At 40.6% G+C, this 25,047-nt stretch carries 18 protein-coding genes and 1 pseudogene; 3 read left to right on the top strand and 16 right to left on the bottom strand.

Going from position 1 to position 25,047, the window contains the following annotated elements:
• Positions 1 to 185 precede the first annotated feature (185 nt).
• From I2H52_RS03180 to eno, 3 genes and pseudogenes are all read right to left on the bottom strand, one after another.
• Positions 186 to 1,023, bottom strand: a pseudogene (locus I2H52_RS03180) (AraC family transcriptional regulator).
• Positions 1,024 to 1,226: 203 nt separating this feature from the next.
• The gene (locus tag I2H52_RS03185; protein WP_000031476.1) at positions 1,227 to 1,721 is read right to left on the bottom strand and encodes a YkgJ family cysteine cluster protein; all 495 of its coding nucleotides are present in this window, start codon (positions 1,719 to 1,721) and stop codon (positions 1,227 to 1,229) included.
• A gap of 174 nt (positions 1,722 to 1,895) precedes the next feature.
• Entirely contained in the window at positions 1,896 to 3,200 is a 1,305-nt protein-coding gene (gene eno, locus I2H52_RS03190; protein WP_195594197.1) for a surface-displayed alpha-enolase, read from the bottom strand.
• A 164-nt stretch (positions 3,201 to 3,364) separates the two neighbouring features.
• Here eno and I2H52_RS03195 point away from each other — a divergent pair, with 164 nt between their 5' ends.
• Entirely contained in the window at positions 3,365 to 3,811 is a 447-nt protein-coding gene (locus I2H52_RS03195; RefSeq protein WP_195594200.1) for a DUF1694 domain-containing protein, read from the top strand.
• Here I2H52_RS03195 and I2H52_RS03200 read toward each other — a convergent pair.
• The 12 genes from I2H52_RS03200 to I2H52_RS03255 form a co-directional block, all read right to left on the bottom strand.
• A complete protein-coding gene (locus I2H52_RS03200; RefSeq protein ID WP_195594202.1) occupies positions 3,808 to 4,923 on the bottom strand; it encodes a glycerate kinase in 1,116 nt (371 codons plus the stop codon). The genes I2H52_RS03195 and I2H52_RS03200 overlap by 4 nt on opposite strands.
• 9 nt (positions 4,924 to 4,932) lie before the next feature.
• Positions 4,933 to 5,577, bottom strand: coding sequence for a phosphoserine phosphatase SerB (gene serB / locus I2H52_RS03205; RefSeq protein ID WP_195594205.1), 645 nt, complete (start codon positions 5,575 to 5,577; stop codon positions 4,933 to 4,935).
• 61 nt (positions 5,578 to 5,638) lie between these two features.
• Positions 5,639 to 7,072: a glycogen synthase GlgA gene (gene glgA / locus I2H52_RS03210; RefSeq protein WP_084854309.1), complete on the bottom strand. Its 1,434-nt coding sequence runs from the start codon at positions 7,070 to 7,072 to the stop codon at positions 5,639 to 5,641.
• A complete protein-coding gene (gene glgD / locus I2H52_RS03215; RefSeq protein WP_084854310.1) occupies positions 7,069 to 8,208 on the bottom strand; it encodes a glucose-1-phosphate adenylyltransferase subunit GlgD in 1,140 nt (379 codons plus the stop codon). Before glgD ends, glgA begins: the two co-directional genes overlap by 4 nt.
• On the bottom strand, positions 8,198 to 9,340 hold the full coding sequence (locus tag I2H52_RS03220) for a glucose-1-phosphate adenylyltransferase (RefSeq protein WP_084854312.1): 1,143 nt from the start codon (positions 9,338 to 9,340) through the stop codon (positions 8,198 to 8,200). Before I2H52_RS03220 ends, glgD begins: the two co-directional genes overlap by 11 nt.
• A gap of 158 nt (positions 9,341 to 9,498) precedes the next feature.
• The gene (glgB, locus tag I2H52_RS03225) at positions 9,499 to 11,394 is read right to left on the bottom strand and encodes a 1,4-alpha-glucan branching protein GlgB (protein WP_021164700.1); all 1,896 of its coding nucleotides are present in this window, start codon (positions 11,392 to 11,394) and stop codon (positions 9,499 to 9,501) included.
• A 273-nt stretch (positions 11,395 to 11,667) separates the two neighbouring features.
• Entirely contained in the window at positions 11,668 to 13,092 is a 1,425-nt protein-coding gene (locus I2H52_RS03230) for an NADP-dependent glyceraldehyde-3-phosphate dehydrogenase (RefSeq protein WP_084851319.1), read from the bottom strand.
• A gap of 197 nt (positions 13,093 to 13,289) precedes the next feature.
• Positions 13,290 to 15,575 (bottom strand): type I pullulanase, encoded by a 2,286-nt coding sequence (gene pulA, locus I2H52_RS03235; protein WP_195594207.1) that lies wholly within the window; start codon positions 15,573 to 15,575, stop codon positions 13,290 to 13,292.
• 149 nt (positions 15,576 to 15,724) lie between these two features.
• Positions 15,725 to 17,683, bottom strand: a complete 1,959-nt coding sequence (gene ligA, locus I2H52_RS03240) for an NAD-dependent DNA ligase LigA (protein ID WP_195594209.1) — start codon at positions 17,681 to 17,683, stop codon at positions 15,725 to 15,727.
• A 90-nt stretch (positions 17,684 to 17,773) separates the two neighbouring features.
• Positions 17,774 to 18,952 carry an MFS transporter gene (locus tag I2H52_RS03245; RefSeq protein WP_195594212.1) on the bottom strand — a complete coding sequence of 393 codons (1,179 nt, stop codon included), beginning with the start codon at positions 18,950 to 18,952 and terminating at the stop codon, positions 17,774 to 17,776.
• A gap of 80 nt (positions 18,953 to 19,032) precedes the next feature.
• The gene (locus tag I2H52_RS03250; protein ID WP_195594215.1) at positions 19,033 to 19,896 is read right to left on the bottom strand and encodes an XRE/MutR family transcriptional regulator; all 864 of its coding nucleotides are present in this window, start codon (positions 19,894 to 19,896) and stop codon (positions 19,033 to 19,035) included.
• A gap of 2 nt (positions 19,897 to 19,898) precedes the next feature.
• A complete protein-coding gene (locus tag I2H52_RS03255) occupies positions 19,899 to 21,800 on the bottom strand; it encodes an ABC-F family ATP-binding cassette domain-containing protein (protein ID WP_049518750.1) in 1,902 nt (633 codons plus the stop codon).
• Positions 21,801 to 22,027: 227 nt separating this feature from the next.
• Here I2H52_RS03255 and I2H52_RS03260 point away from each other — a divergent pair, with 227 nt between their 5' ends.
• Both I2H52_RS03260 and I2H52_RS03265 read left to right on the top strand, forming a co-directional pair.
• Complete coding sequence (locus tag I2H52_RS03260; protein WP_084938648.1) at positions 22,028 to 23,746, top strand: phospho-sugar mutase; 1,719 nt, start codon at positions 22,028 to 22,030, stop codon at positions 23,744 to 23,746.
• Between the two features lie 110 nt (positions 23,747 to 23,856).
• On the top strand, positions 23,857 to 24,204 hold the full coding sequence (locus tag I2H52_RS03265; protein ID WP_084938649.1) for a PedC/BrcD family bacteriocin maturation disulfide isomerase: 348 nt from the start codon (positions 23,857 to 23,859) through the stop codon (positions 24,202 to 24,204).
• Between the two features lie 33 nt (positions 24,205 to 24,237).
• Here I2H52_RS03265 and I2H52_RS03270 read toward each other — a convergent pair whose 3' ends face one another.
• Complete coding sequence (locus tag I2H52_RS03270; protein WP_195594217.1) at positions 24,238 to 25,047, bottom strand: MBL fold metallo-hydrolase; 810 nt, start codon at positions 25,045 to 25,047, stop codon at positions 24,238 to 24,240.

The raw sequence follows: 25,047 nt of genomic DNA on the forward strand, positions 1-25,047 counted from the left end.
GCCCCATAAAATCCAAACAAAAATTATGGTATGTTTGATTTATAGACATGAATTTCTTTATACTTAAATTTAAATTAAATTGTAATTCTTTTTTGCATAAGTTATTTCTCAAACAAAGAAAAACTCTGTAAAAGATACCTTCTACAGAGTTTTGTTTGCGTCTTTATAAAAAATCAGAAAATGATCTAGTCCTTGCTTACTGGTATCCAGAGTTCCATTTGATAGTCTGGTGACGACATATCTCCTTCAGTATAGACTTCAAAATCTGGCGCTCCTGAGTGGCGATAGCCTGTTTCTGGGAAAAAAACCTCCAAAACATACTTCCAAGCATTTGTGAATGCTAGCTGGTATAGGACCTTTGACTGGGACGATAGCATATTCAGCTGCTGGGATGTCTTTGATTGACAGACCTAGTTCTTCTGCTTTAGTTTTATCCGTCACATCATAAGCAGCCATGTAGTTGATGATTTCACCTTCTTTGACATCCGAGCAGAGGCCAAAGGATTGGCCGCTACCCAAACCTTCTAGCATTTCAAAACTGTGATGGGCATAGAGTTGCTCCCAAGCAGACGGGCATTTGCTATTGTCAATAGCTTCCAATAGGACGCCTGCCACGATAAATGCAGGCTTCTTTTGAATCTTGATATCCATGTTCTTTCCTCCTGTGATTTTTAAGTATAATTGAAGCTTAGGAAAGACCCGATAAGGTTTTCCATTTCGAACTTCTGAGGGAGTTTCCCCATGGAATTTCTTAAAGGCTGAGCTGAAGGCATCCGCAGACTCATAGCCGTATTTCAGTGCTATATCAATGACTTTCTCAGTACTTCCCCGCAAGTCTGTCACTGCTTCTGACAACCTGCGATTGCGCAAATATTCTGCCAAGGTCATATCAGCCATGATGGAAAAGATTCTGCTAAAAAGAGGATAAGAATAGCCTGATAGCTGCTGAAATCTTTTCATATCCACTTCCCCAGTCAGCTGCTGCTCCAAATAATCCATGGTTTGGTTGAATTGATGCATCATATTCGTTTCTTCTTACCTCCACAAGATACAAAAGTCCTTAAAAGCAAAGTGAAAATAGAAAAATTGACGCCGGATCTTCTGGTCCTAGGAAATTTTGTCTTTTTCGCATAGCTTTTAGGCCGTGTTCAATTCTATCTATAGTCTAACAAATATCAGATACTTCCGCCCCAGAATCTTTGTACAAGATTTAAAGGTGTAGATTTCTATAACTTATCTTTTAATTTCTCAACAAAGAGATAAGCTGCTGGGCAGGTCAAGGTATTCTTAATCGTCAAATGATTAATTTGATGGATTTTTTTACGATCTGTATGGGGAAATTCTCGGCAGGCCTTTGGACGAACATCATAGATGGAACAGAGATTATCTCCCCCTAAAAATGGGCAAGGCATGGATTTGAAAACCTTATCCCCATCTTCATCCACCTGCAGAAATTCCGCTTCAAAAGCTGGCAGTTTCATCTTAAAATACTTGGCAATGCGTGTAATATCGGCTTCTTTGAAGTCAGGCCCCAATGTCTTGCAACAGTTAGCGCAGGCGGTACAATCAATCTCAGCAAAGACTTCTTGGTGAATCTGCTGCGCAATCTTATCTAAGTTTTTAGGAGGTTTTTTCTTTAGATTGGCTAAAACTTTGCGGTGCTCCTTCTGCTTTTGCAAGGCTAGTTGGTGGTAATACTCAATATCAATCTCTTTAGACATAATTTCTTCCTAATACAAGTGTTTTTGTCTATTATACCATAAACTATTTTCTATTTTTTGCCTTTATATACAAAAAGCCCTTCGGATAAAATCCGAGGGGCTTAAAACGTTGTTAAATCAACGACCGAACTTTTGAATTTCAAGGTTCGGGATAAAATAGTTCACTGAACTATTTTATTTTTTCAAGTTGTAGAATGATTTCAATCCACGGTATTCAGCTACTTCACCAAGTTGATCTTCGATGCGAAGCAATTGGTTGTATTTAGCGATACGGTCTGTACGTGAAAGTGAACCAGTCTTGATTTGTCCTGCGTTTGTTGCAACTGCGATATCAGCGATTGTTGAATCTTCAGTTTCACCTGAACGGTGTGATACAACGGCAGTGTAACCAGCTTCTTTCGCCATTTCGATAGCGTCGAATGTTTCAGTAAGAGTACCGATTTGGTTAACTTTGATAAGGATTGAGTTAGCAGCACCTTCTTCGATACCACGTGAAAGGTAATCAGTGTTTGTTACGAAGAAGTCGTCACCAACCAATTGAACTTTACCACCAAGACGTTCAGTAAGAGCTTTCCAACCTTCCCAGTCGTTTTCGTCCATACCATCTTCGATAATGATGATTGGGTATTTGTTTACCAATTCTTCAAGGTAGTCGATTTGTTCAGCAGCAGTGCGGACAGCAGCTCCTTCACCTTCGAATTTAGTGTAATCGTAAACTTTACGTTCTTTATCGTAGAATTCTGATGATGCACAGTCAAATCCGATAAATACGTCTTTACCTGGAACATAACCAGCAGCTTCGATAGCAGCGATGATAGTTTCTACACCATCTTCAGTTCCGTCGAAACGAGGAGCGAATCCACCTTCGTCACCAACGGCAGTTTCAAGACCACGACCTTTAAGGATTTTCTTAAGTGCGTGGAAGATTTCAGCACCCCAACGAAGAGCTTCTTTGAATGTAGGTGCACCAGCAGGTACGATCATGAATTCTTGGAAAGCGATTGGAGCATCTGAGTGAGATCCACCATTGATGATGTTCATCATTGGAGTTGGAAGAACTTTAGTGTTGAATCCACCAAGGTAGCTGTAAAGTGGGATTTCAAGGTAGTCAGCAGCAGCACGAGCTACAGCGATAGACACACCAAGGATTGCGTTTGCTCCCAATTTACCTTTGTTAGGAGTACCGTCAAGAGCGATCATTGCACGGTCAATAGCTTGTTGGTCACGAACATCGTAGCCGATGATTGCTTCAGCAATGATGTTGTTTACATTGTCAACAGCTTTTTGAGTTCCAAGACCACCGTAACGAGATTTGTCACCGTCGCGAAGTTCTACAGCTTCGTGTTCACCAGTAGAAGCTCCTGATGGAACCATACCACGTCCGAAAGCACCTGATTCAGTATAAACTTCTACTTCAAGTGTTGGGTTACCGCGTGAGTCTAGGACTTCGCGAGCGTAAACATCAGTAATAATTGACATTTTTTTACTCTCCTTTGAGTTAAATTTTTTACACCTCTATGATACCTTAAAAATAAGCGTTTTTCAAGGAAAAACGTTATCTTTGTGCAAATTTTCCTTAACTTTATAAAGTAATCGCTTTCTTTTCGTCTGTTTTCTCGCGATTTTTGTGATATACTATTTTTATGACAGATTTATCAAAACAACTACTAGAAAAAGCTCATGGTGGGTCGAAATTAAACCCTGACGAACAACGCCGCTATCTCGGCACTTTCGAGGAAAGGGTTCTTGGCTATGCGGATATTAATACTGCCAATAGTCCTGAATTAGAACATGGATTTTTCTTTATTTTAGAAAGTTTCCAAGAAAAGGTAGAGATACTTTTTGTGAAGATCTCACCAAATATCGAGTTTGACAAACAGGTCTTTTACTTAAGACAAGCAAAGGAAAGTAATTGCCAGGCGACTATTGTTTCAGACGATCATATCACCTCTCCTTTCGGTCTCGTCATTCACACGAACGAACCTGTTCAAGTAGATGAAAAAGACCTTAGACTTGCATTCCCGAATCTCTGGGAGGAGAAAAAGACAGAAACGCCTAAAAAATCCATCTGGAAAAAATGGTTAGGTTAATCCTTCCTCATATTTAATAAACGGCCAATATTAGTAGCTGTGTGCTCCAAATAGAGACTTGCATTTTTCAAACTATCTTTCAAAGGTTCACTTTTCTCTAAAATGGAAAAGGCTGCTTGTATATTTTCGAATGGTAGGGGAGGTAAATCCTCGGAAAGACTACCACAAATAGCGATAACTGGAACTCCTTCAGGAGTTCTTTTTGCTACACCGATAGGAGCTTTTCCAGCAAGGCTTTGACTGTCCAGTCTCCCTTCTCCAACGATAACCAAGTCAGCACCTGCTACCCTCTTGTCAAAGTCTATCAAATCCAAGCAAGTATCAATCCCAGATACGATACAGGCCTCAGCAAAGGCACAGAGTCCAGCAGCAATCCCACCGCCGGCTCCTGCTCCTTTAAGAGATAGGGTTGAAGGCGAGAATTTTTCATAAAACTCCTGTATGGCAAAATCTACAGTTTCAAATAAACTGGGATCCAAGCCCTTTTGTTTTCCAAATGTATAGGTTGCCCCTTGATGACCACATAAAGGGCTCGCAACATCTGCTAAAATGCGGATTTTCATATCTCCAGGAATCCTATACAACTTGCTATTTGAAACTGACTCGAACTCAAGCAAAGTCTGACCGCAAGCTGGCAATTCTTTTCCATTCTTATCATAAAAACGATAACCTAAACCAGCAGCAATGCCTATTCCACCGTCATTACTAGCCGTACCGCCAACTCCAATATAGATTTCTTTCATCCCTTGATCAACGAGATGGCGAATCAACTCTCCGATACCTCGAGTTTGGATGTGAAGAGGGTTTCGTTTCTCCTGCGGAATCTTTCCTAAACCAACCAAGTCAGCAACTTCAAAGAGCGCTATTTGACCTTTTTGAAAGTAGCGCATTGCTTCATTTAGGCCAAAAGGTCCAGTCACCTCTTGCCATTTTTCTTCGAGTTCAAGAGAATGTTGAATAGTATCTACAGTTCCTTCCCCACCATCACCAACAGGGCAGAGCAGACATTCTACATCCGCTATTGACTGTTCGAAGCCTTTTTTTATAGCTTGAGCGACCTCTTCTGCTGTCAAACTTTCTTTAAAAGAATCGGGTGCAATTACAATTTTCATAGTTCCCTCTCATTCTAAGAAATCAATCAAAGGTAGAACTTCCAAAAAATCCCTCGTATCTACATGACAAGCTATCTCAGATTTTACGACTTCTTTGGCACAAAAGGCAATACCACGTCCTGCTGACTTTAACATCAAGAGGTCGTTAGCACCATCACCGATGGCAATCGTTCTTTCTTTGGAAAGTCCTAATTCCTTTCTCCATTTCTCAAGAGTAGCATTTTTTACTTGACCTGTCACAATTTTACCAACTAATTTTCCTGTTAAAAATCCGTCTTTGACTTCTAACTGGTTGGCGGAGAAATAGGAAATACCAAGGGATTTTGCTAATCTCTCAACTATTGGTGTAAAGCCACCAGACACTAGACCAACTAGAATACCCTTCTTTTGAAGCATGGAGATAAATTCTTGAGCATTCTTGGACAGATGAATGGATTTGAAGACAGTATCAAAGACCGAAATCGGAAGACCTTCTAACAAAGCCACTCTCGCTCGTAAGCTTGTTTCAAAGTCCAGTTCACCTCGCATTGCCTGGCTTGTAATCTGCGATATTTCTTCTTCACAACCTGCTTCTCTTCCTAAAAGATCAATCACTTCCTCTGCTATCAGGGTGCCATCAACATCCATAACACAAAGTCCCTTTACTTGAATCATCCCTTCTCCTCTTTTCTAAACAGTCCAAAAATCGTATGAAAGAATCATACGATTTTATCTATTAGTTGACTAAACTATGGTACAAGTCCAAGTAAGATTTGCAGGCTGTATCCCATGAGAAATCGCATTCCATAGCTTGTTTTTGTAGATTTCTCCAAACGTCCGGCTGATTCTTATAAACATCCAAGGCTGTTTGGAAACTCCAGTTAAGCCAGTATGGTGTTAAATTGTCAAAGCTAAATCCAGTACCAGTTCCTTCGATTGGATTGAAGGATTGAACCGTATCACGCAAGCCACCCACTTCATGAACCAATGGTAGTGTCCCGTAACGCATCGCCATCATTTGAGACAAACCACATGGTTCAAAACGACTTGGCATGAGGAAGAGATCACAAGCTGCGTAGATTTCTTGAGCGAGCTTGACGTCAAAAGTGATATTTGCTGATAGCTTGTCAGGATAGACTTGAGCAAACCAAGAGAAGGAATGTTCAAAAGCCGGGTCACCTGTTCCTAAAAGGACTATTTGAACGTCCTCTTGTAAGAAACGATGCAAGCTTTCTACAACAACATCAAAACCTTTTTGGCGTGTCAATCGAGAGACAATCCCAACTAGAGGAACATCTGCTCGCACAGGTAGACCAACTCTCTCTTGCAATTTTGCTTTGTTTTGTGCTTTTCCAGACAAATCTTCCTTATCAAAATGATAGTCTAAAAGTGGGTCTGTTTGAGGATTATAGAGATCTGCGTCAATACCATTGACAATACCTGAAACCTTACCTGACTCCATGCGAAGAATCTGATCCAAACCACAACCGAACTGACTGGTCATAATCTCATGCGCATAGCTAGGAGATACGGTTGAGACACGATCTGCGTAGAGAATCCCTGCTTTCATCCAGTTGAGACAATCATTCCAGCGAAGGGTGCCATCAGCATAGCGTTCAAAGCCGACACCGAACAAATCCCACAACATTCCTTCAGAAAATTGACCTTGGAATTCCAAATTATGAATAGTTAAAACTGTTCTGATTCCTTGATATGCTTGAATCCAATGATACTTTTCTTTCAACAAGAAGGGAATCATGGCTGTGTGGTAATCATGAACATGGAGAAGGTCAGGAATAAAGCCGATGCGTTCCATGGCTTCAAGAGCAGCCAGTTGGAAAAAGGCAAAGCGTTCACCATCGTCAAAATCACCGTACACATGGCCACGGAAGAAATAATATTGATTATCAATGAAGTAGAAGGTAACCCCATTCAAGACCGTTTTCTTAATACCACAGTACTGTCTACGCCATCCTACACTAACTTCAAAGTGGAGAACATCCTCTATCTGGTCGCCGAACTTAGCTTCTACCATATCATAATAAGGCAAGAAAACTGCAACTTCGTGCCCCGCTTTTACAAGTGATTTAGGAAGTGCGCCAATGACATCGCCCAAACCACCTGTTTTTGAAAAGGGTGCTCCTTCTGCTGCTACAAATAAAATTTTCATGAATAAATGTCCTCTGTTACTGTTTCACCCTTCTTCACTACAACTGGATGTTCTGCCGTTCCTCGAATGACAACACCGTCCGCAACTTCAACGCCCTTGTCCAAGATAGCATATTCAACTTGGGCACCCTCACCAATCACAACTCTAGGAAATAGAATGCTGTCCTTCACCACACTATCTTTGTGAACATAAATGTTACGAGATAGGACTGACTGAACTACTTCACCCTCAATGATACTACCAGAAGCAAACTGAGAAGTACTTACTTTTGAAGTATTCGCATAGTAGGTTGGTTCTTCATTCTTAACCTTGGTATAAATCTTTTGGTTAGGTGAGAAGAGAGAGTAGAATTTTTGAGACTCCAACATATCAATATTGGCTTGATAATAGGATTTAACGGAGTGAATATTGGCTAGATAGCCCGTGTATTCGTAAGCAAAAGCACCTTCTTTTACAGCTAAATCGCGGAGTACATAGCGTAATTTTTCTGGATATTCTTTTTGAACTTCTTCTTCAAGTCGTTCAATCAACCACGGAGTATCAACGACGAATATATCTGTAGACATGTTGAAAAGTTCATCTGTTGATTTGGCATCAAAAAGTTTATGAGAAAGAACATGGTCTGTTTCATCCACTTCCAAGATGGCATTAACATCTGAAATATCCTTTTTAGGTAATTTCTTATAAACAACTGTAATCGGACGACCGGCAGTAGTATGTAAATGGAATACTTGATTGAGGTCAATATTCACCACGATATCACAGTTAAGTGCAACCGTCTGATTTGATCCTGAACGTTTCAAATAAGTGAGAAGCTGTTGGTAATATTCTTTCCCAACTGTGCTACTTTCAACACTCGTATTATAAATACCTAGATAGTAGTGGCTGAGAAGGGTAGATAAGCCCCACTCACGTCCTGAACGAATGTGGTCAAAGACTGAACTGATATTGTCTTGTTGGAAAATTCCAAAGACACTACGAACACCAGCATTTGCAAGGCTAGAAAGAGGGAAATCAATTAAACGATATTTTGCTCCAAATGGCAAGCTAGCCACCGGACGGTGTTCTGTTAACGTTGACATATCATGAAAACCAACTGTGTTTCCTAAAATGGCTGAATATTTATCAATCTTCATCTGATGCTACCCCCACTACTTCATTGTATCCTACTACTTGTACTTCGTCTGTTCCATCAATTTCGACACCTTCAGAAATAACAGCACCCTCACCAATAATGGCACGTTTAATTTTTGCACCTTTTCCGATAATGGCACCACTCATGACTACAGAGTCTACTACTTCAGCACCCTCACGTACTTGCGCTTCTGTTGAGAGAATAGAATGCTTAACAGTTCCATCCACGAGACAGCCATCCACAACTAAAGAATCTTCTACATGAGCGTGTTTTCCAATAAAGTTTGGTGGTGAAATCAAGTTCCGTGAGTAGATTTTCCACTGACGATCACGACTATCCAAAGCGTTGTTTGGATCAATGTATTCCATATTGGCTTCCCATAGAGACTCGATAGTACCAACGTCTTTCCAGTAGCCTTTGAATTCATAAGCATAGACGCTTTCTCCAGACTCAAGGTAATTTGGAATAACGTTTTTACCAAAGTCTGACATATCTACCTTGTTCTTTTCAGCAGCAACAAGCATATTGCGGAGACGTTTCCAATCAAAAATATAAATCCCCATTGAAGCCTTTGTAGACTTAGGTTGAGCAGGTTTTTCTTCAAATTCAACGATACGGTTATTGGCATCTGTATTCATGATACCAAAACGGCTAGCTTCCTTTAGAGGTACGTCTAGAACAGCTACAGTCAGACTGGCATTGTTATCCTTATGTGATTGGAGCATATCATCGTAGTCCATCTTGTAGATATGGTCACCAGAAAGGATCAAAACATACTCAGGATTAATACTATCAATGTAGTCGATATTTTGGTAGATAGCGTGACTGGTCCCTTCAAACCAACGGTTTCCCTCACTCGCAGAGTAGGGTTGAAGGATAGAAACACCTGTGTTAATACCATCTAGTCCCCAGCTAGAACCATTCCCAATATGGTTGTTCAAAGCAAGAGGTTGGTACTGCGTAATAACACCAACATTATGAATCCCAGAGTTTGCACAGTTGGAAAGAGCAAAGTCAATGATACGGTAGCGCCCACCGAATTGCACTGCCGGTTTGGCAATGCTTTGAGTGAGTTTTCCGAGACGTGTTCCTTGCCCACCCGCAAGGATCAAAGCTAGCATTTCATTCTTCATTTTCTACTCCTTTATAAAGACATGTGAACGTTAAAATCGAAAGAAGGTCGGAAGTCAAACTTTTTATAAAAATAATAGGAAATCCATTTCTCTTGTGTTTCAAGTCCAATACAAGTACATCCGTTTTTAAAATATTAAAAATTGTAATCAACAGCCTGCTATTCTTTTTTCTTAGCTGGTTTCAAACGACGCTTGATCTTCCAAATGCTTGCTCCCATAGCAGGCAAGGTGAAGGTCAAAGTCTGCTCGTAATCTTTCCATAAGCCTTCTTGAGTCTGAACTGTTTGATTGTGTTCTTTCCACACACCTCCCCATTCTTCTAATTCTGTATTCCAAACTTCTTCGTAAATACCTGCAACAGGTAAACCAATCGTAAAGTCCTTACGTTCAACTGGTGCCATGTTAAAGACACAGACTAACATTTCGTCCTTCTTGCCCTTACGAATAAAGGAAAGGACACTCTGATCTCTATTATCAGCATCGATAATCTCTATACCATCATAACTAGTATCAATTTCCCAAAGACAACGATGCTCTTTATAGAATTGATTTAGTTGTGAAGTGAAATGCTTCATCTTGGCATTCATCGGATCTTCTAGATTAGACCATTCCAACTGCTCCTCAGACTTCCACTCTAGGAATTGCCCGTACTCACTACCCATGAACAAGAGTTTCTTACCTGGATGACAAATTTGATAGGTGTAGAGGTTGCGCAGACCAGCGAACTGATTGTAGCGATCTCCCCACATCTTATGCATCATACTCTTTTTGCCATGAACCACTTCATCGTGTGAGAAAGGTAGGAGATAGTTTTCATTGAAAACATACATAAAGCTGAAAGTCACAAGATTAAAGTCATACTTGCGGTAAATAGGATCTTCCTCGTAGAAACGGAGAATATCATTCATCCAGCCCATATTCCATTTATAGTCAAATCCAAGGCCACCCATTTCTTTCATACCAGTAATCTTTGTCGCTGATGAACTTTCTTCTGCAATCATCATGATATCTGGATGAGCTAACTTAATCACTGTGTTCAACCGTTGAAGGAAATAATAACCTTCGTAGTTAAGGTTTCCACCATCTTTGTTTGGAGTCCAAGGAGCATTATCATAATCTAGGTAAAGCATATTGCTTACTGCATCTACCCGAATGCCATCTAAGTGGTAAAAATCAATCCAAAATTTAATACTTGAAATCAAGAAAGACTGGACCTCATTTTTCCCGAGGTCAAAATTCAGCGCACCCCAACCATAGTTATGAGCCTTGTTGTGGTCTTGGTATTCAAAAGTTGGTGTACCGTCATAATATGCCAAGGCATCATCATTAATAGTGAAATGACCTGGAACCCAGTCTACGATAACACCGATATTATTTATATGACACTCTTCAACGAAATCTTGGAATTCCTCAGGTGTACCATAGGAATGTTCAAATGCAAAGTAACCCATAAGCTGATAGCCCCAGCTCAAGCCAAGTGGGTGAGCCATTAATGGCATGAACTCAATATGTGTATAGTTCATCTCAACTAAGTATGGAATCAACTCGTCTTTCAGTTGCGAAAAAGTATAGGGACTACCGTCTGGATTTCTCTTCCAAGATCCTGCATGGACCTCATATATATTAACCGGTCGATCGAAAAATCCCAGACGTTTGCGACGCGCTAGCCAAAGTCCATCTTTCCATTTCTTTTCACGGATATTGGTCAGAACTGCTCCTGTACCCGGTCTAGCTTCAAAATAAACTGCCAACGGATCAATCTTCATAATCTGGTGACCATTTGCACGCGTAATATGATATTTATAAATCTGACCTTCCTGAGCTTGAGTCGTAAAGACTTCCCAAACACCTGCTTCATTACGAACCATGGGAATCTGATTCTCAACCCAATCAGTAAAATCTCCAACTAGATGAACTGCTTGTGCATTTGGGGCCCAAACCCTAAAAGTATAACCAATTTCTCCGTTTTTCTCCTCTCTATGTGCTCCTAAATAATGCTGGAGGTGAAAGTTTTCACCTGTAGTAAAGGTTCTTAATGCTTCTTGATTATTCATCCAATCCCCTTTCTCTTTGTAAGCGTTTTCTATATTTTTATTATACACTCTTTTAAGATAACTTTCAAGTAATTTACGAAGAAAATCATATTTTTTTATGAAAGTCTTCAAAAAATTACCGAGCATTTTAAAAATGATATATCCTGAAATAGAACACGAAACAATTTCCATATATTTTTTTATTATAATACCAAAACATCCGTTTTTTATCAATTTTCTACTGTATTTTTTTGAAAAAATAAAACCAGGAAGTTATTTTCCTGATTTTATAGATTATTTCACATCAAAAACAATGGATTTAACATTTGTCATCGCTTCGATACTATATTTAATTCCTTGTACGCCTGCACCAGAACCTTTTACACCAAGGAATGGGAAATTATCTGGTCCACGTTGTGTTTTATTATTAATATGAACGGTTCCCACTTCAAGTTTTTCAGCAATTTCAAACGCCTTCTTGAAGTCATTTGTAAAGACAGAGGATTGAAGACCAAACTCAGATTCATTGGCAATTGCTACTGCTTCATTCGTATCTGCGACACGGATAATTGGGAGAACAGGTCCAAACGGTTCTTCCCAGGCTACTTTCATATCTCTTGTAACTTGGTCAAAAAGCACTGGCCAGAGAAGATTGCCTTCACGCTTGATTGGTGTAAGAGCCTTAGCACCTTTTTCTTGTGCATCTTCGATCAATCCCCAGATGAAATCAGCTGAAGCATTGTCAATAACAGGTGTGATATCAGCATTGTCAAATGGATCACCGACTGTTAGCTTAGCGACTTTAGCCTGGAGCAATTCGGCTAACTTGTCTGCTACGCTTTCTACAACTAAGACACGTTTAATAGCGGTACAACGCTGACCAGAGTAGCTAAATGCACCACTCACGATTTGATTGGCTGCATTCTCTAAATCTGCATCTTCTAAAACGATTGCTGCATCTTTCCCACCAAGTTCAAGCATAATCGGGCGCATACCAGCTAAACGACCAATACGCTCACCAATCGGTGTTGAACCCGTAAAGTTAATGAAGTTAACTTCCTTGTGTTCAATGATGTAGTCTCCGATCTCAGAACCTCGTCCAGTGATGGTATTGAAGACACCTGCTGGGATTCCTGCTTCGTCAAATGCTTTAGCTAGCAAGAGACCAGAAATAGATCCTTGCGTTGGTGGCTTAAACATAACGACATTTCCTGCAATCAGAGCCGGAGCAATCTTGGATCCAGAAAGATTGACTGGGTAGTTAAATGGCGCGATAGCTAAAACAACACCAACTGGCTCACGATGGACAACGGCTAGTTTGTTTTTACTTGCAGCTTCAAAACCGCCACCTTCCATTGCTTGTCCAGTAATACGGAGACCTTCCTCAGCAGCAAAACGAATCAAATCTGCTGTACGTACTACTTCTCCAATGGCTGCTTTAATCCCTTTTGCAACCTCTTTGGCAAGAATTGTACCAATTTTTTCTTTATCACGTTCTAAAATATCTGCTGTCTTATGTAAATAGGCTGCACGCTCAACTGGTGCTAAATCACGCCATGCTGGGAGAGCTGCACGCGCAGCTTTCATAGCCTCATCTACTTCAGACTGACTCATAGCGGGTACTGTACCTAGTTTTTCTTGATTGATAGGAGAATAGATCGTAATCTTGTTCTCTGATGATTTCCATTTTCCATTCACTAAATTCTGATAATTTGTCAAATTCTCTTCCTCCTGAAAATGATTAAAACTTATTTTATCAAATTTTCAGAAAATTACAACCCTTTTTGTGAAAATATTGATATTTTTTTCACAAACTTGATTCTTCAAATTATTTGAATTTTATTCCTATTAGATATTGGTTTTTCAATAAAAATCAAAAAAGGTCTAGTTAATCTAAACCTTTTCAGAACATTAATTTACGAGAGTACTTTTAAGACTACGACACTGGTATCATCAATCACATTTGATTCTTTAGAACGACTATTAGACACCAGCATTTCAAGATTTCCTGCATTCTCAAAGTAGAAGGAAGTCCCTTTCGCATTAAAGACTACCAATAAGTGCTCTGGTCCACCGTGAATTTCGTAAACAATCCACCCACTATTTTCAGCAGCTGTATGGACGAAGACATGGCGATAGACCTCATCATATGTAGGATAAGAGAAGGCACTGATTTGCGTTTTTAGGCGGATAATCTGACGAATAAACTCAATGCTGTCTTGGCGTTCATTGATCAGATCCCAGTTGACTTGGTTAACACTGTCCGGAGCATTATAGCTATTCATAGCACGTTCTCGGTCTGCAGGAGTTAGTTCTCCATGTTCACCAGTTGGAATCAACTTAGTTCGACCAAACTCTTGACCTAGTTCTATAAAGGCCATTCCTTGCATGAGAAGATTCATAGCTGTCGCTGTCTCAACCTTGCGCATAATCTGGTCGGAACTCTTATCAGGATGAAGGGTTGCTAGCAAGTCATGAAGATTGTAATTGTCATGAGCTTCAACATAGTTGAGAACTTGGTTTGGACTGAGATAAGATCCCAACTCTCGGCTACCAAGAATAGCCTTGGCGACGATTGGTTCTGTAGCAGCACCACTCACAAATCCTGATTTGATTGCTCCATAAACTTCTCCTCCTTTGATCGCATCACGCTGATTATCGTTAAAGAAACCTATATTTGGCATCTGATAGGCGTTATCCTTCTTAGCCTTGTCATAAGGAGCAAGACCTGTTCCCATATCCCAGCCTTCTCCATAAGTGAGAATACGCGGATCGACCTCATCCAGTGCCCAACGAATTGCCTGCATAGTTTTGACATCATGAATGCCCATCAAGTCGAAACGGAAACCGTCAATATTGTATTCTTTCACCCAATAAAGGATGGAATCAATCATATACTTGCGGAACATCTCGTGTTCACTTGCAGTTTCATTTCCTACACCTGTACCATTTTGGAAGGTTCCATCTCGGTTCATGCGGTAGTAATAATCTGGAACAGTTGTCTGGAAAGGCGCATCAACCGTTGAAAAGGTATGGTTATAAACCACGTCCATAATGACACCGATTCCTGCATCATGATAAGCCTGAATCATGGTCTTGAGGTCTCGAATAACTTGTCCGGGATCATCTGGATTGCTAGAGAAGCTCGTTTCTGGTGCGTTGTAGTTTTGAGGATCATAACCCCAGTTATAGGTTACATTTCCATCTTGATCGTATTCCTTATGACGATCAAAGATAGGTTGAAGTTGAACATAGTTGCAACCAAGTTCTTTGATATAGTCAAAGGCGGTTGCTTGACCGTACTGGTTAACTGTTCCAGTCTGAGCAGCACCCAAGAAGGTTCCGCGGAGTTCTTCAGGGACACCAGATGTAGGCGATTGGGTAAAATCACGAATATGCATTTCACAGATAACTGCTTTACATGGATTCTCCAAACGCCATGGCGCTTCTGTCCCATGTCTGACTTCAAATCTTTCTACTTGTCTGTCCTGATGAGAAAGAATTACAGAACGTTTCCCGTCAGGGCTTGTAGCGATAGTGTAAGGATCTCGTGTCAAAGTCTGATGGTGCGGAAACTCAATCTGATACTGATAAGCTTTACCTGCAAGATTTTCATCTAAGTCTAGACTCCACACACCAATGGTATTGTACTTATGACTATATGAATAGCTATTACCACGCTCTAAATTAAAGGTTTTCCAAATAGGTGCATCATTACTAGTGTTTTCATAGACAACCACCTGAACAGCTGTAGCTGTTGGAGCCCAGAGTTTAAAGCTTGTCTGGTAGTCAGAGATACTATAACCCAACTCTCCTTGGTATCCCCAATGGTGATCAAAACTTTCACTGTGAAAGGCTTTATCAAAAGCAAACGGGTTTCGATCTTTATAGCAAGGACTTGCAATGGCTGGATTTTCAGAATAATAAACCGTCTCATCACCATCCAAAATCCAAACCTCAGTCAACAATGGATAATAGTTAAACCGTAGGAGATAATCTTTTGTCTTTCCATCTATTTCGACAGAAAAGGTCAAAGTATCGAGCCTTTCTGCACTTGTGACTGTAAAGGAGAATTTTGCTCCAAAATAATCATTTTCATAATACAAATTTTCTTTAACATCTGCCTGTTTTCTACTGAATGAACAAGCGGCATAATCCCCATTTTTTCGGTGAAAATGGATGACTACTGGGTATCTATACATTTCTTTTCCTAATTCCTAATTTTAATTTTTAAGTCATGCTGAAGAATTTAGCGGGAATTTCAGCACAATAGAGAATAGTTTTAATAGATATAAAAACACATCAGGAGAGATAGTTCCAGACTATCTAACATCTAGTTTTCAACTATTCCTTACAAACTTTCTAGCCAAGCTTCATCTCTAACTTCGATACCAAGTTCTTGCGCTTTTTGGAGCTTGCTTCCTGCATCTGCTCCTGCTACGACAAGATTCGTTTTCCTAGATACACTGCCTGTGACTTTGGCACCAAGGATTTCGAGTTTACTTTTGGCTTCAGAGCGCGTGAGACGTTCCAATTTACCAGTTAATACAACGGTCAAACCTGACAAGGCCGCATTCGCTACTACTGTCTGTCCTTTGTAGTCCAGATTGACTCCAGTTTCTTTCAACTCGCATAAGAGAATCTTCGAGCCTTCTGTTGCAAAATAAGTCTGAAGACTTTGAGCAATCACACTACCCAAGCTCTCGATACTTGCTACTTCCTCTGGATCAGCTTGGGCTAGATTTTCAATAGAGTGGAAATGTTGGAGCAAGAGCTGACTAGCCTTGCTTCCGACATGGCGAATTCCCAGACCAAACAAGAGCTTTTCAGCAGAGTTTTCCTTGGATGCTTGAATGGCCTGATATAGTTTAGAAGCAGACTTTTCCTTGACGCCCTCTAAAAGAAGGAAATCGTCTTCTTTCAAATGGTAAATATCTGCCACATCCTTAACCAGATTAGCAGCAAAAAGCTTTTCAACAATAGATGGACCAAGCCCTGTAATATTCATGGCGTCTCGAGAAGCAAAGTGAATCAAACCTTCCATGATTTGGGCAGGACATCGTGGATTGATACAACGAAGAGCCACTTCATCTTCAAAATGAAGCAACTGACTGTCACAGCTCGGACAGTTAGTCGGAATATCTAGTTTTTCTTCAGAAACACGTTTAGACTCTACCACACGCAGAACAGCAGGGATGATATCTCCAGCCTTATAAACGATAACCGTATCATCTTTGCGGATATCCTTTTCAGCGATATAATCTACATTGTGCAGTGTTGCACGGCTAACAGTTGTCCCAGCAAGCTGAACAGGTGTTAGATTGGCAGTCGGGGTCACAACACCCGTACGACCTACTGTCCAGTCAACTGAAAGGAGTTGAGCTTCTTTTTCTTCAGCAGGAAATTTATAGGCGATTGCCCACTTGGGTGCTTTAACGGTAAAGCCAAGCTCTTCTTGACCTGCTAGGTCATTAACCTTGATGACCACCCCATCGATATCGTAGGGCAGTTTCTCTCGTTCTTGTCCTACTTCTTGGATAAAATCCCATATTTCATCTATACTTTCAGCCAGAATTCGCTTCGGATTAACTACAAAACCAAGCTGTTCAAGATGCTTCAAGACCTTTTCTTGGCTATCACGAGTAGAAGGGCTGGCTTCTTGATAGAGGAAAGTCGCAAGGTTACGCTTGGCAACTACTGCTGTATCCAACTGACGCAAGGTGCCTGCTGCCGCGTTACGAGGATTGGCAAATTCAGGCTCCCCATTTTCTTGGCGAGCTTGGTTGACCTGGTCAAATGAAGCGCGTGGCATGTAACACTCTCCACGAACAGTGATATCAAGTTCTTCTGGCAAGGTCAAAGGAATGTCCTTGACACGCTTGAGATTCTCTGTGATATTTTCACCAACAGAACCATCCCCACGTGTCGCACCGACTACCAAAATTCCCTTTTCATACGTAAGCGAGATAGACAAACCATCGATTTTCAGCTCACAGATATAGATTGGATGGGGTAATTCCTTTCGAACACGCGCATCAAAAGCTTCTAACTCTTCACGTGAAAAAGCATCCTGCAAACTATAAAGAGGATACTGATGACTGTATTTTTCAAAACCATCTAAAACCTTACCACCAACACGATGGGTCGGACTGTCCGCTAAAACTTGATCTGGATAGGCGACTTCCAATTCGACCAACTCTCGGTAGAGGCGATCATACTCGCTATCTGAAACCGAGGGATTGTCACTCGTATAGTACTCGGTCGCATAGCGGTTAAGTAAGGCAACTAACTCATTCATTCTTTCATTCATAATCCCATTTTACCACAAAGCAAGCCCTCCTCACAATAGAGAAGGACTGAAAAATGGTTTGTAGTGTAATATTTTCTAAAAAAAGAGAAATTATAACTCTTTTTCAAAATGACTTCGCACATAAACGAGGGAGAAACAAGACAGGATGATAACACCGCTTCCAATTATCAGAAAAGAAGAGAGATGGACACTTGGTAGCACCGTCATAAAGCCTTTTGCAATCGGCATAAATAGGATGGCTAAGGTAAAAATGGTGCTTAGGACTCTTCCCAAGTATTCCCCCTCAACCTTGGTTTGAACCTGAGTAAAAAAGTGAATATTAAATATCGTCATAAACAGTTCACAAACTAAATTTCCAGAAAAGGAAAGAAAAGTTGGCAGTGGTAACCCCATCATAAAAACTCCAACTCCAGTCAAGGCCAATAGAATCAAAAGATTATAAACACCTGCCTTTATTTTGCTAGCTAGAAGAGCTCCGATAATCGAACCAATAGCGCCCATAGTCAAAATAGTTGCATAAGCTCCTTCTACCCCGTATAGTCGATTCGAAAAAGGGAGGAGAAATTCAAAAGCTGCAAAAAAGAAATTAACGCTGGAAGCGACTACCAAAAGGAAAAAGATTTCTTGCTGGCGCCAAATATAGCGAATCCCTTCTTTCATATCAGAAAAAAGATTTTTCCAGCTGAAAGTCTTTTTCTCTTGTTCCTGAGTCTCTTTTTTTGGGAGAAAAACTACTAAGGTAAATGCAATGAAAAAACTAATGGCATCTAAAACGAGTGTCATATGGAGACTGGCAAATTGTAAAACGAGGAAAGAAAGTACAGGGGAGCTAACACCGACAACCTGCAAAACGAGCTCTAAGCGAGCATTATAGGTCACAATTTCGTCTTTCTCTACAACCTCAGTTATAATGGCTTTGTTGGCTGTACGAGAAAATGCAAAGGCAATCGCCTGAACAATATTTGCGAAGATCAGAGCAGCAATCATCAAGCTATCATTTCTGATGAAAGAAATAGCTAAACAGAGAAGGCCACAAATCAAGTCCGTCGTCATCAAAATTTTGCGACGCGAAAAGCGGTCTGAAATCACTCCGCCAAAGGGATTGACCAGAATCGATGTGACGAGTTCAGAAATCTGATAAATTCCAAGAACAGTCTGTCCTATCGTCCCCATTGATGCTAACCAAATACTGTTTCCATAATCATAGAGCATATTCCCTATTTTATTAATAGCCCCACGACTAATCAACTGGATTGCATGTCGATTCATATAAAAAGCTCCTCTCAAATTTTGAAACTATTGTATCAAAACTGAAAGGAGTCTCTTTATTTTTCCCTTATTTGGGAAATTTAAGCATTTACAAATTTTTCATAATGTTCCTGATAGTAAGCCACTTGCTCTGGAAGTCCAAGCACATCAAAAATACGCATAGCCTCCTGCATCTGACTACAACCCTCTTCTTTCAAGTCTCTCTGGTAGAGGGCGAAACCTTTGAGATAATGGAAGATATTGCGCTCATAAAGCTTGATCCCATTTCCAATCAACTTCTCCACATAGCCCTCAAAATAGTCCGCATCCGCAAAGGATCGATTTTCCAAACAATGCTGGTAACAGTTAAGAGATAAAATCAAAACAAGTTTTCGATGCCGACCAATTTCCTTGTAGTAGTGTTCCCTCTCCATCACTTCTCTGCCAATCCGAGCTACATAGTCCACATTGTAGAAAGTATAGAGATTCCCGAAAAGTATCAACTCATACATGGTCCATTCTTCTGTTTGAAAAAGATAATCTGCTACCTTTTCCAAATCACTCTGCCTCATCGCGTAACGAGAATCTCTTTGACAAATCAGACCTTGTAGCAGAATCCAATTCAGCTCAAAATAGAGGGGATTGGTCGAACTCTTAGCCTTTTCAAGTTGTTCTCTTTGAAGCTTTTGAAAACCTGCAATATCATTTGAGTAGTAAAGCGGAATAATCTGTGCCATTAAGGCAACATGTTCATGATTTTGAAAATCCCTAGCCTTGTCCATGAAATTCTCAATAGTCACATGAATATTGTCCAAAATCTCAAAGAACCGAGAAACTGCTAGATCAGACTCCCCAAGCTCGAAGCGAGATAACTGAGAGGTTGAACATGATTCACCTGCCGCCTCTTTCAAGGAGTACTTCCCACTTGTTCGAAATTCACGAAATATCTTTCCTAGATGTTTCATCTTTACACCTGCTCTGATAATTCTTCCCACTCAAGCATGGCTTCTTCCTGACGATGGCTAATTTTGTCCAGTTCAGTCTGAAATTCCATGAGTTTTTCAGCATCGTTGGTTTCCAGCATTTTTTCAGAAATGGCTTGGCTTTGAGTTTCTAACTCTTCGATTTCAGCCTCTAAACTCTCTATTTGGCGCATGAGCTTACGGGCTTCTTTCTGACTTTCTTTCTGGGCCTGATAGTCATTAGCTGGACTTGCTTCTTTTGCTTGATTACTCATTGAAGCTTCCTCTGTCTGGCTGACTTCTATTTCAGCCTTTTTCTCAACATAGTAGTCATAATCTCCAAGGTAGAGGGTTGAACCACTCTCAGACAATTCCAGTACATGAGTGGCTACACGATTGATAAAGTAACGGTCGTGACTGACAAAGAGCAAGGTCCCATCAAAGTCAATCAAGGCATTTTCCAAGACTTCCTTGCTATCAATATCCAAGTGGTTGGTCGGCTCGTCCAAAATCAAGAAATTGTTGTTTTCCATTGAAAGTTTGGCAAGCAGTAAACGAGCTTTCTCGCCACCTGACAGCATGCCAACTGATTTTTTAACATCATCTCCTGAGAAAAGGAAGGCACCTAGGCGGTTGCGGATTTCAACTTCTGGTGTCAGTTTAAAATCATTCCAAAGTTCATCCAGAACAGTATTACTTGGTGTCAACTTGCTTTGAGTCTGGTCATAGTAGCCAACCTCAACATTAGCGCCAAAGCGTTTTTCTCCCTTGATAAAAGGAATCTGATCAACGATAGACTTGATAAAGGTTGACTTACCAATACCATTTGGTCCTACGATGGCAACAGCATTCATCTTACGGAGGTCGAGATTGATTGGCTCTGAGAGTATTTCCCCATCATAGCCAATGGCCGCATTTTCAACGGTTAAAACGATATTACCTGATGTTTTTTCAGACTGGAAGGTCATATTGGCTGATTTCTTACTAGTTTCAGGTTTGTCCAAACGCTCCATTTTTTCCAATTGTTTCCGACGAGATTGAGCACGTTTGGTTGTTGAAGCTCGGACTAGATTGCGATTGACAAAGTCTTCTAGAGCCGCGATTTCCTTCTGTTGCTTTTCATAGTTTTTTGCCTCAGTAGCTAGCTTTTGCTCCTTTAACTCAACAAAACGAGAGTAATTACCTACATAACGATCTAAGGAATGCTTAGTCAAATCGAGTGTAACCGTCGCAACCTTATCCAAAAAGTAACGGTCGTGACTGACAATAATGAGTGCACCACTATAATTTACTAGGTAATTTTCCAACCAGGCAATGGTTTCAATATCCAAGTGGTTGGTAGGCTCGTCCAAGACCAAGAGTTTGGGCTTTTCAAGGAGCATTTTAGCCAGTGCCAGACGAGTATTTTGACCACCTGAAAGCTCAGCAATTTTCGTCTGCCACATAGATTCATCAAACTTGAAACCATTTAAGATAGCGCGGATATCAGCTTCGTAGGTAAAGCCACCAGCCTGTCGGAAATTCTCTAATAAACGATCATAATCCGCCATCAGTTTATCCAAATCCTCGCCATACTTTTCACCCATCTCTAATTCCATTTGACGCAGTTGTGTCTCTGCCCGACGCAAGTCATCAAAGACGTGAAGCATTTCATTATAAATGGTATTTTCAGACTCAAAACGACTATCTTGGGCTAGGTAAGACAGAGAAACATCTTTTTTCTTATTGATTTCTCCACTAGTTGGCTCCTCTTCTCCAACCAAAATCTTCAAAAGTGTGGACTTACCAGCACCATTTTTCCCAACAAGAGCAATTCGGTCTCGTTCATCTACCTGCAGGTTGATATTATCAAACAAAAGCTCGCCTGCAAAAGAACGTTCAATTTTATTAGCTTGTAAAATAATCATACATCCATTTTACTATCTTTTTCTCTTTTGCACAATTGCAATGAAAAAAGTTTGAGTCATAAACCCGAACTATTCATCTTCTTTTTCATTAGAAAGCGTATTGGGCTATTCTTCTACAATGAAATAAAAGTAAATTTCCTACATTTTAAGTTATGCTAATGTTTTACTAAAATATCAAATCGTGATATAATGAAAGCGATTAAAGCAATAGATAAAGGAGATACTCTATGACTTACCAAGAAAATTATCAAAAATGGGTCGATTTTGCCGACCTTCCCGACTATCTTCGTCAAGATTTAGAAAACATGGACGAAAAAACAAAAGAAGATGCTTTCTACACCAATCTTGAATTTGGTACTGCAGGTATGCGTGGCTTGATCGGTGCAGGTACAAACCGCATCAACATCTATGTTGTTCGTCAAGCAACTGAAGGATTGGCTCGTTTGATTGAGTCAAAAGGTGGAAATGAAAAAGAACGTGGTGTGGCAATTGCCTACGATAGTCGTCACTTCTCACCTGAGTTTGCCTTTGAATCTGCGGCAGTTCTTGCAAAACATGGTATCAAATCTTACGTATTTGAAAGCCTTCGTCCAACTCCAGAACTCTCATTTGCAGTTCGTCACCTCAACTGTTTTGCAGGTATCATGATTACTGCCAGCCATAACCCTGCTCCATTTAACGGTTACAAGGTTTACGGTGAAGACGGTGGACAAATGCCTCCACACGATGCGGACGCTTTGACAACTTACATCCGTGCAATCGAAAATCCATTTGCTGTGGAAGTTGCTGATGTCGAAGCTGAAAAAGCTTCTGGCTTGATTGAAGTTATCGGCGAAGCTGTTGATGCAGAATACCTCAAAGAAGTAAAAGATGTAAATATCAACCCAGCCTTGATTGAAGAGTTTGGTAAAGACATGAAGATTGTCTACACACCACTTCATGGTACTGGTGAAATGTTGGCTCGCCGTGCTCTTGCACAAGCAGGATTTGACTCAGTTCAAGTTGTTGAAGCACAAGCAACTGCAGACCCAGACTTCTCAACTGTTAAATCTCCAAATCCCGAAAATCAAGCGGCCTTCGCCCTTGCTGAAGAACTCGGCCGTCAAGTTGGTGCTGATGTTCTTGTGGCAACTGATCCAGACGCTGACCGCGTGGGTGTTGAAGTTCTTCAAAAAGATGGTAGCTACCTCAACCTTTCAGGTAACCAAATCGGTGCTATCATGGCTAAATACATCTTGGAAGCTCATAAGAGTGCTGGAACTCTTCCTGAAAATGCTGCTCTCTGCAAATCCATCGTATCAACTGACTTGGTAACGAAGATTGCTGAAAGCTACGGCGCAACTATGTTCAATGTCTTGACAGGTTTCAAATTTATCGCTGAAAAAATCCAAGAATTTGAAGAAAAACACAACCACACTTACATGATGGGATTTGAAGAAAGCTTCGGTTACTTGATCAAACCATTTGTACGTGATAAAGATGCTATCCAAGCCGTTCTTGTCGTTGCTGAACTTGCTGCCTATTATCGTTCACGTGGTTTGACACTTGCTGACGGTATCGAAGAAATCTACAAAGAATACGGCTACTACGCTGAAAAGACCATCTCTGTTACCCTTTCTGGTGTCGATGGTGCAGAACAAATCAAAGCGATTATGGCTAAGTTCCGTAACAATGCTCCAAAAGAATGGAACACAACAGCTATCACTGTCGTAGAAGACTTCAAGGCTCAAACTGCTACTGCTGCTGATGGTACTGTGACAACTTTGACTACTCCTCCAAGTGATGTGTTGAAATATACACTTGCTGACGGTTCATGGATTGCAGTTCGCCCTTCAGGTACAGAACCAAAAATCAAGTTCTACATTGCCGTTGTGGGTGAAAGCAACGAAGATTCACAAGCTAAGATTGCTAACATCGAAGCGGAAATCAATGCGTTTGTGAAATAACACTCTATAAAGATGAGATAAACTAGTCTCATCTTTTTTTCGTATCAAATCTAAGCAATTTTAGGAACTTTGTGGCATACTAGACATATCAATGAAAGCGAGGTAAACTCATGGAACAATTTTTAGAAAATATTAAAGATCTTGAAGTCACAACTGTTGCCCGTGCTCAAGAAGCACTTGATAATAAAGAAACAGCAACCTTCTTCATCGGTCGCAAAACTTGTCCCTACTGCCGTAAATTTGCTGGTACATTAGCAGGTGTCGTGGCTGAAACCAAAGCTCACATCTACTTTATCAATAGTGAAGAACCAAGCCAACTCAATGCTTTGCAAGATTTCCGTTCACGCTATGGTATCCCAACTGTTCCAGGATTCGTTCATGTTGCTGATGGCCAAATCGATGTCCGTTGTGACTCTTCAATGTCAGCACAAGAAATCAAAGAATTTGCAGGATTGTAAAAAATATAAAAAAGAAGGCACTCGCCTTCTTTTTTATATCTCTGTCAATGGTGTTGCAGTATCTGGAGAGGTATCATAAACTTTAAAGTCTACTCCTACTCCTAGATCAGCTTGCGCTAGCTGGTTGACCATGGTCATATGAGCCAGCTCCTTGATATTGTTCTCTTTGGACAAATGCCCGAGGTAGATTTTCTTGGTTCGATTTCCCATTGCACGAATCATAGCCTCAGCTCCGTCTTCGTTAGAGAGGTGACCGAGATCGGATAGGATTCGCTGTTTGAGCCGCCAAGCATAAGATCCTGCTCGTAAGATTTCCACATCATGGTTGGACTCAATGAGATAACCGTCTGCATTCTCAACAATTCCTGCCATACGGTCACTGACGTAACCTGTATCGGTCAGCATGACAAAGCTCTTGTCGTCTTTCATAAAGCGGTAAAACTGGGGTGCTGCCGCATCATGGCTAACCCCAAAACTCTCAATGTCGATATCGCCAAAGGTTTTGGTTTTACCCATTTCAAAAATATGCTTCTGCGATGAATCCGCTTTACCGAGGTACTTGCTATTTTCCATAGCCTGCCAAGTCTTTTCATTGGCGTAAAGGTCCATACCATATTTGCGAGCCAATACACCAACTCCATGGATATGATCTGAGTGTTCATGCGTAATCAAAATCGCATCCAAATCTTCTGGCTTACGATTGATTTCGCTCAAAAGACTGGTGATTTTCTTACCAGACAAGCCTGCATCCACTAAGATTTTCTTTTTTGGGGTTTCCAGATAAAAGGAATTTCCACTGGAACCTGATGCTAAAATACTATATTTAAAGCCTTTTTCACTCAT

Source organism: Streptococcus oralis (assembly GCF_015561235.1).
GTDB classification, from domain to species: Bacteria; Bacillota; Bacilli; order Lactobacillales; family Streptococcaceae; genus Streptococcus; species Streptococcus oralis_BK.

Coding starts and splice junctions, on each gene's coding strand:
- I2H52_RS03185 (WP_000031476.1), bottom strand. CDS start 1,721: ATGTCTAAAGAGATTGATATTGAGTATTACCACCAACTAGCCTTGCAA.
- eno (WP_195594197.1), bottom strand. CDS start 3,200: ATGTCAATTATTACTGATGTTTACGCTCGCGAAGTCCTAGACTCACGC.
- I2H52_RS03195 (WP_195594200.1), top strand. CDS start 3,365: ATGACAGATTTATCAAAACAACTACTAGAAAAAGCTCATGGTGGGTCG.
- I2H52_RS03200 (WP_195594202.1), bottom strand. CDS start 4,923: ATGAAAATTGTAATTGCACCCGATTCTTTTAAAGAAAGTTTGACAGCA.
- serB (WP_195594205.1), bottom strand. CDS start 5,577: ATGATTCAAGTAAAGGGACTTTGTGTTATGGATGTTGATGGCACCCTG.
- glgA (WP_084854309.1), bottom strand. CDS start 7,072: ATGAAAATTTTATTTGTAGCAGCAGAAGGAGCACCCTTTTCAAAAACA.
- glgD (WP_084854310.1), bottom strand. CDS start 8,208: ATGAAGATTGATAAATATTCAGCCATTTTAGGAAACACAGTTGGTTTT.
- I2H52_RS03220 (WP_084854312.1), bottom strand. CDS start 9,340: ATGAAGAATGAAATGCTAGCTTTGATCCTTGCGGGTGGGCAAGGAACA.
- glgB (WP_021164700.1), bottom strand. CDS start 11,394: ATGAATAATCAAGAAGCATTAAGAACCTTTACTACAGGTGAAAACTTT.
- pulA (WP_195594207.1), bottom strand. CDS start 15,575: ATGTATAGATACCCAGTAGTCATCCATTTTCACCGAAAAAATGGGGAT.
- ligA (WP_195594209.1), bottom strand. CDS start 17,683: ATGAATGAAAGAATGAATGAGTTAGTTGCCTTACTTAACCGCTATGCG.
- I2H52_RS03245 (WP_195594212.1), bottom strand. CDS start 18,952: ATGAATCGACATGCAATCCAGTTGATTAGTCGTGGGGCTATTAATAAA.
- I2H52_RS03250 (WP_195594215.1), bottom strand. CDS start 19,896: ATGAAACATCTAGGAAAGATATTTCGTGAATTTCGAACAAGTGGGAAG.
- I2H52_RS03255 (WP_049518750.1), bottom strand. CDS start 21,800: ATGATTATTTTACAAGCTAATAAAATTGAACGTTCTTTTGCAGGCGAG.
- I2H52_RS03260 (WP_084938648.1), top strand. CDS start 22,028: ATGACTTACCAAGAAAATTATCAAAAATGGGTCGATTTTGCCGACCTT.
- I2H52_RS03265 (WP_084938649.1), top strand. CDS start 23,857: ATGGAACAATTTTTAGAAAATATTAAAGATCTTGAAGTCACAACTGTT.
- I2H52_RS03270 (WP_195594217.1), bottom strand. CDS start 25,047: ATGAGTGAAAAAGGCTTTAAATATAGTATTTTAGCATCAGGTTCCAGT.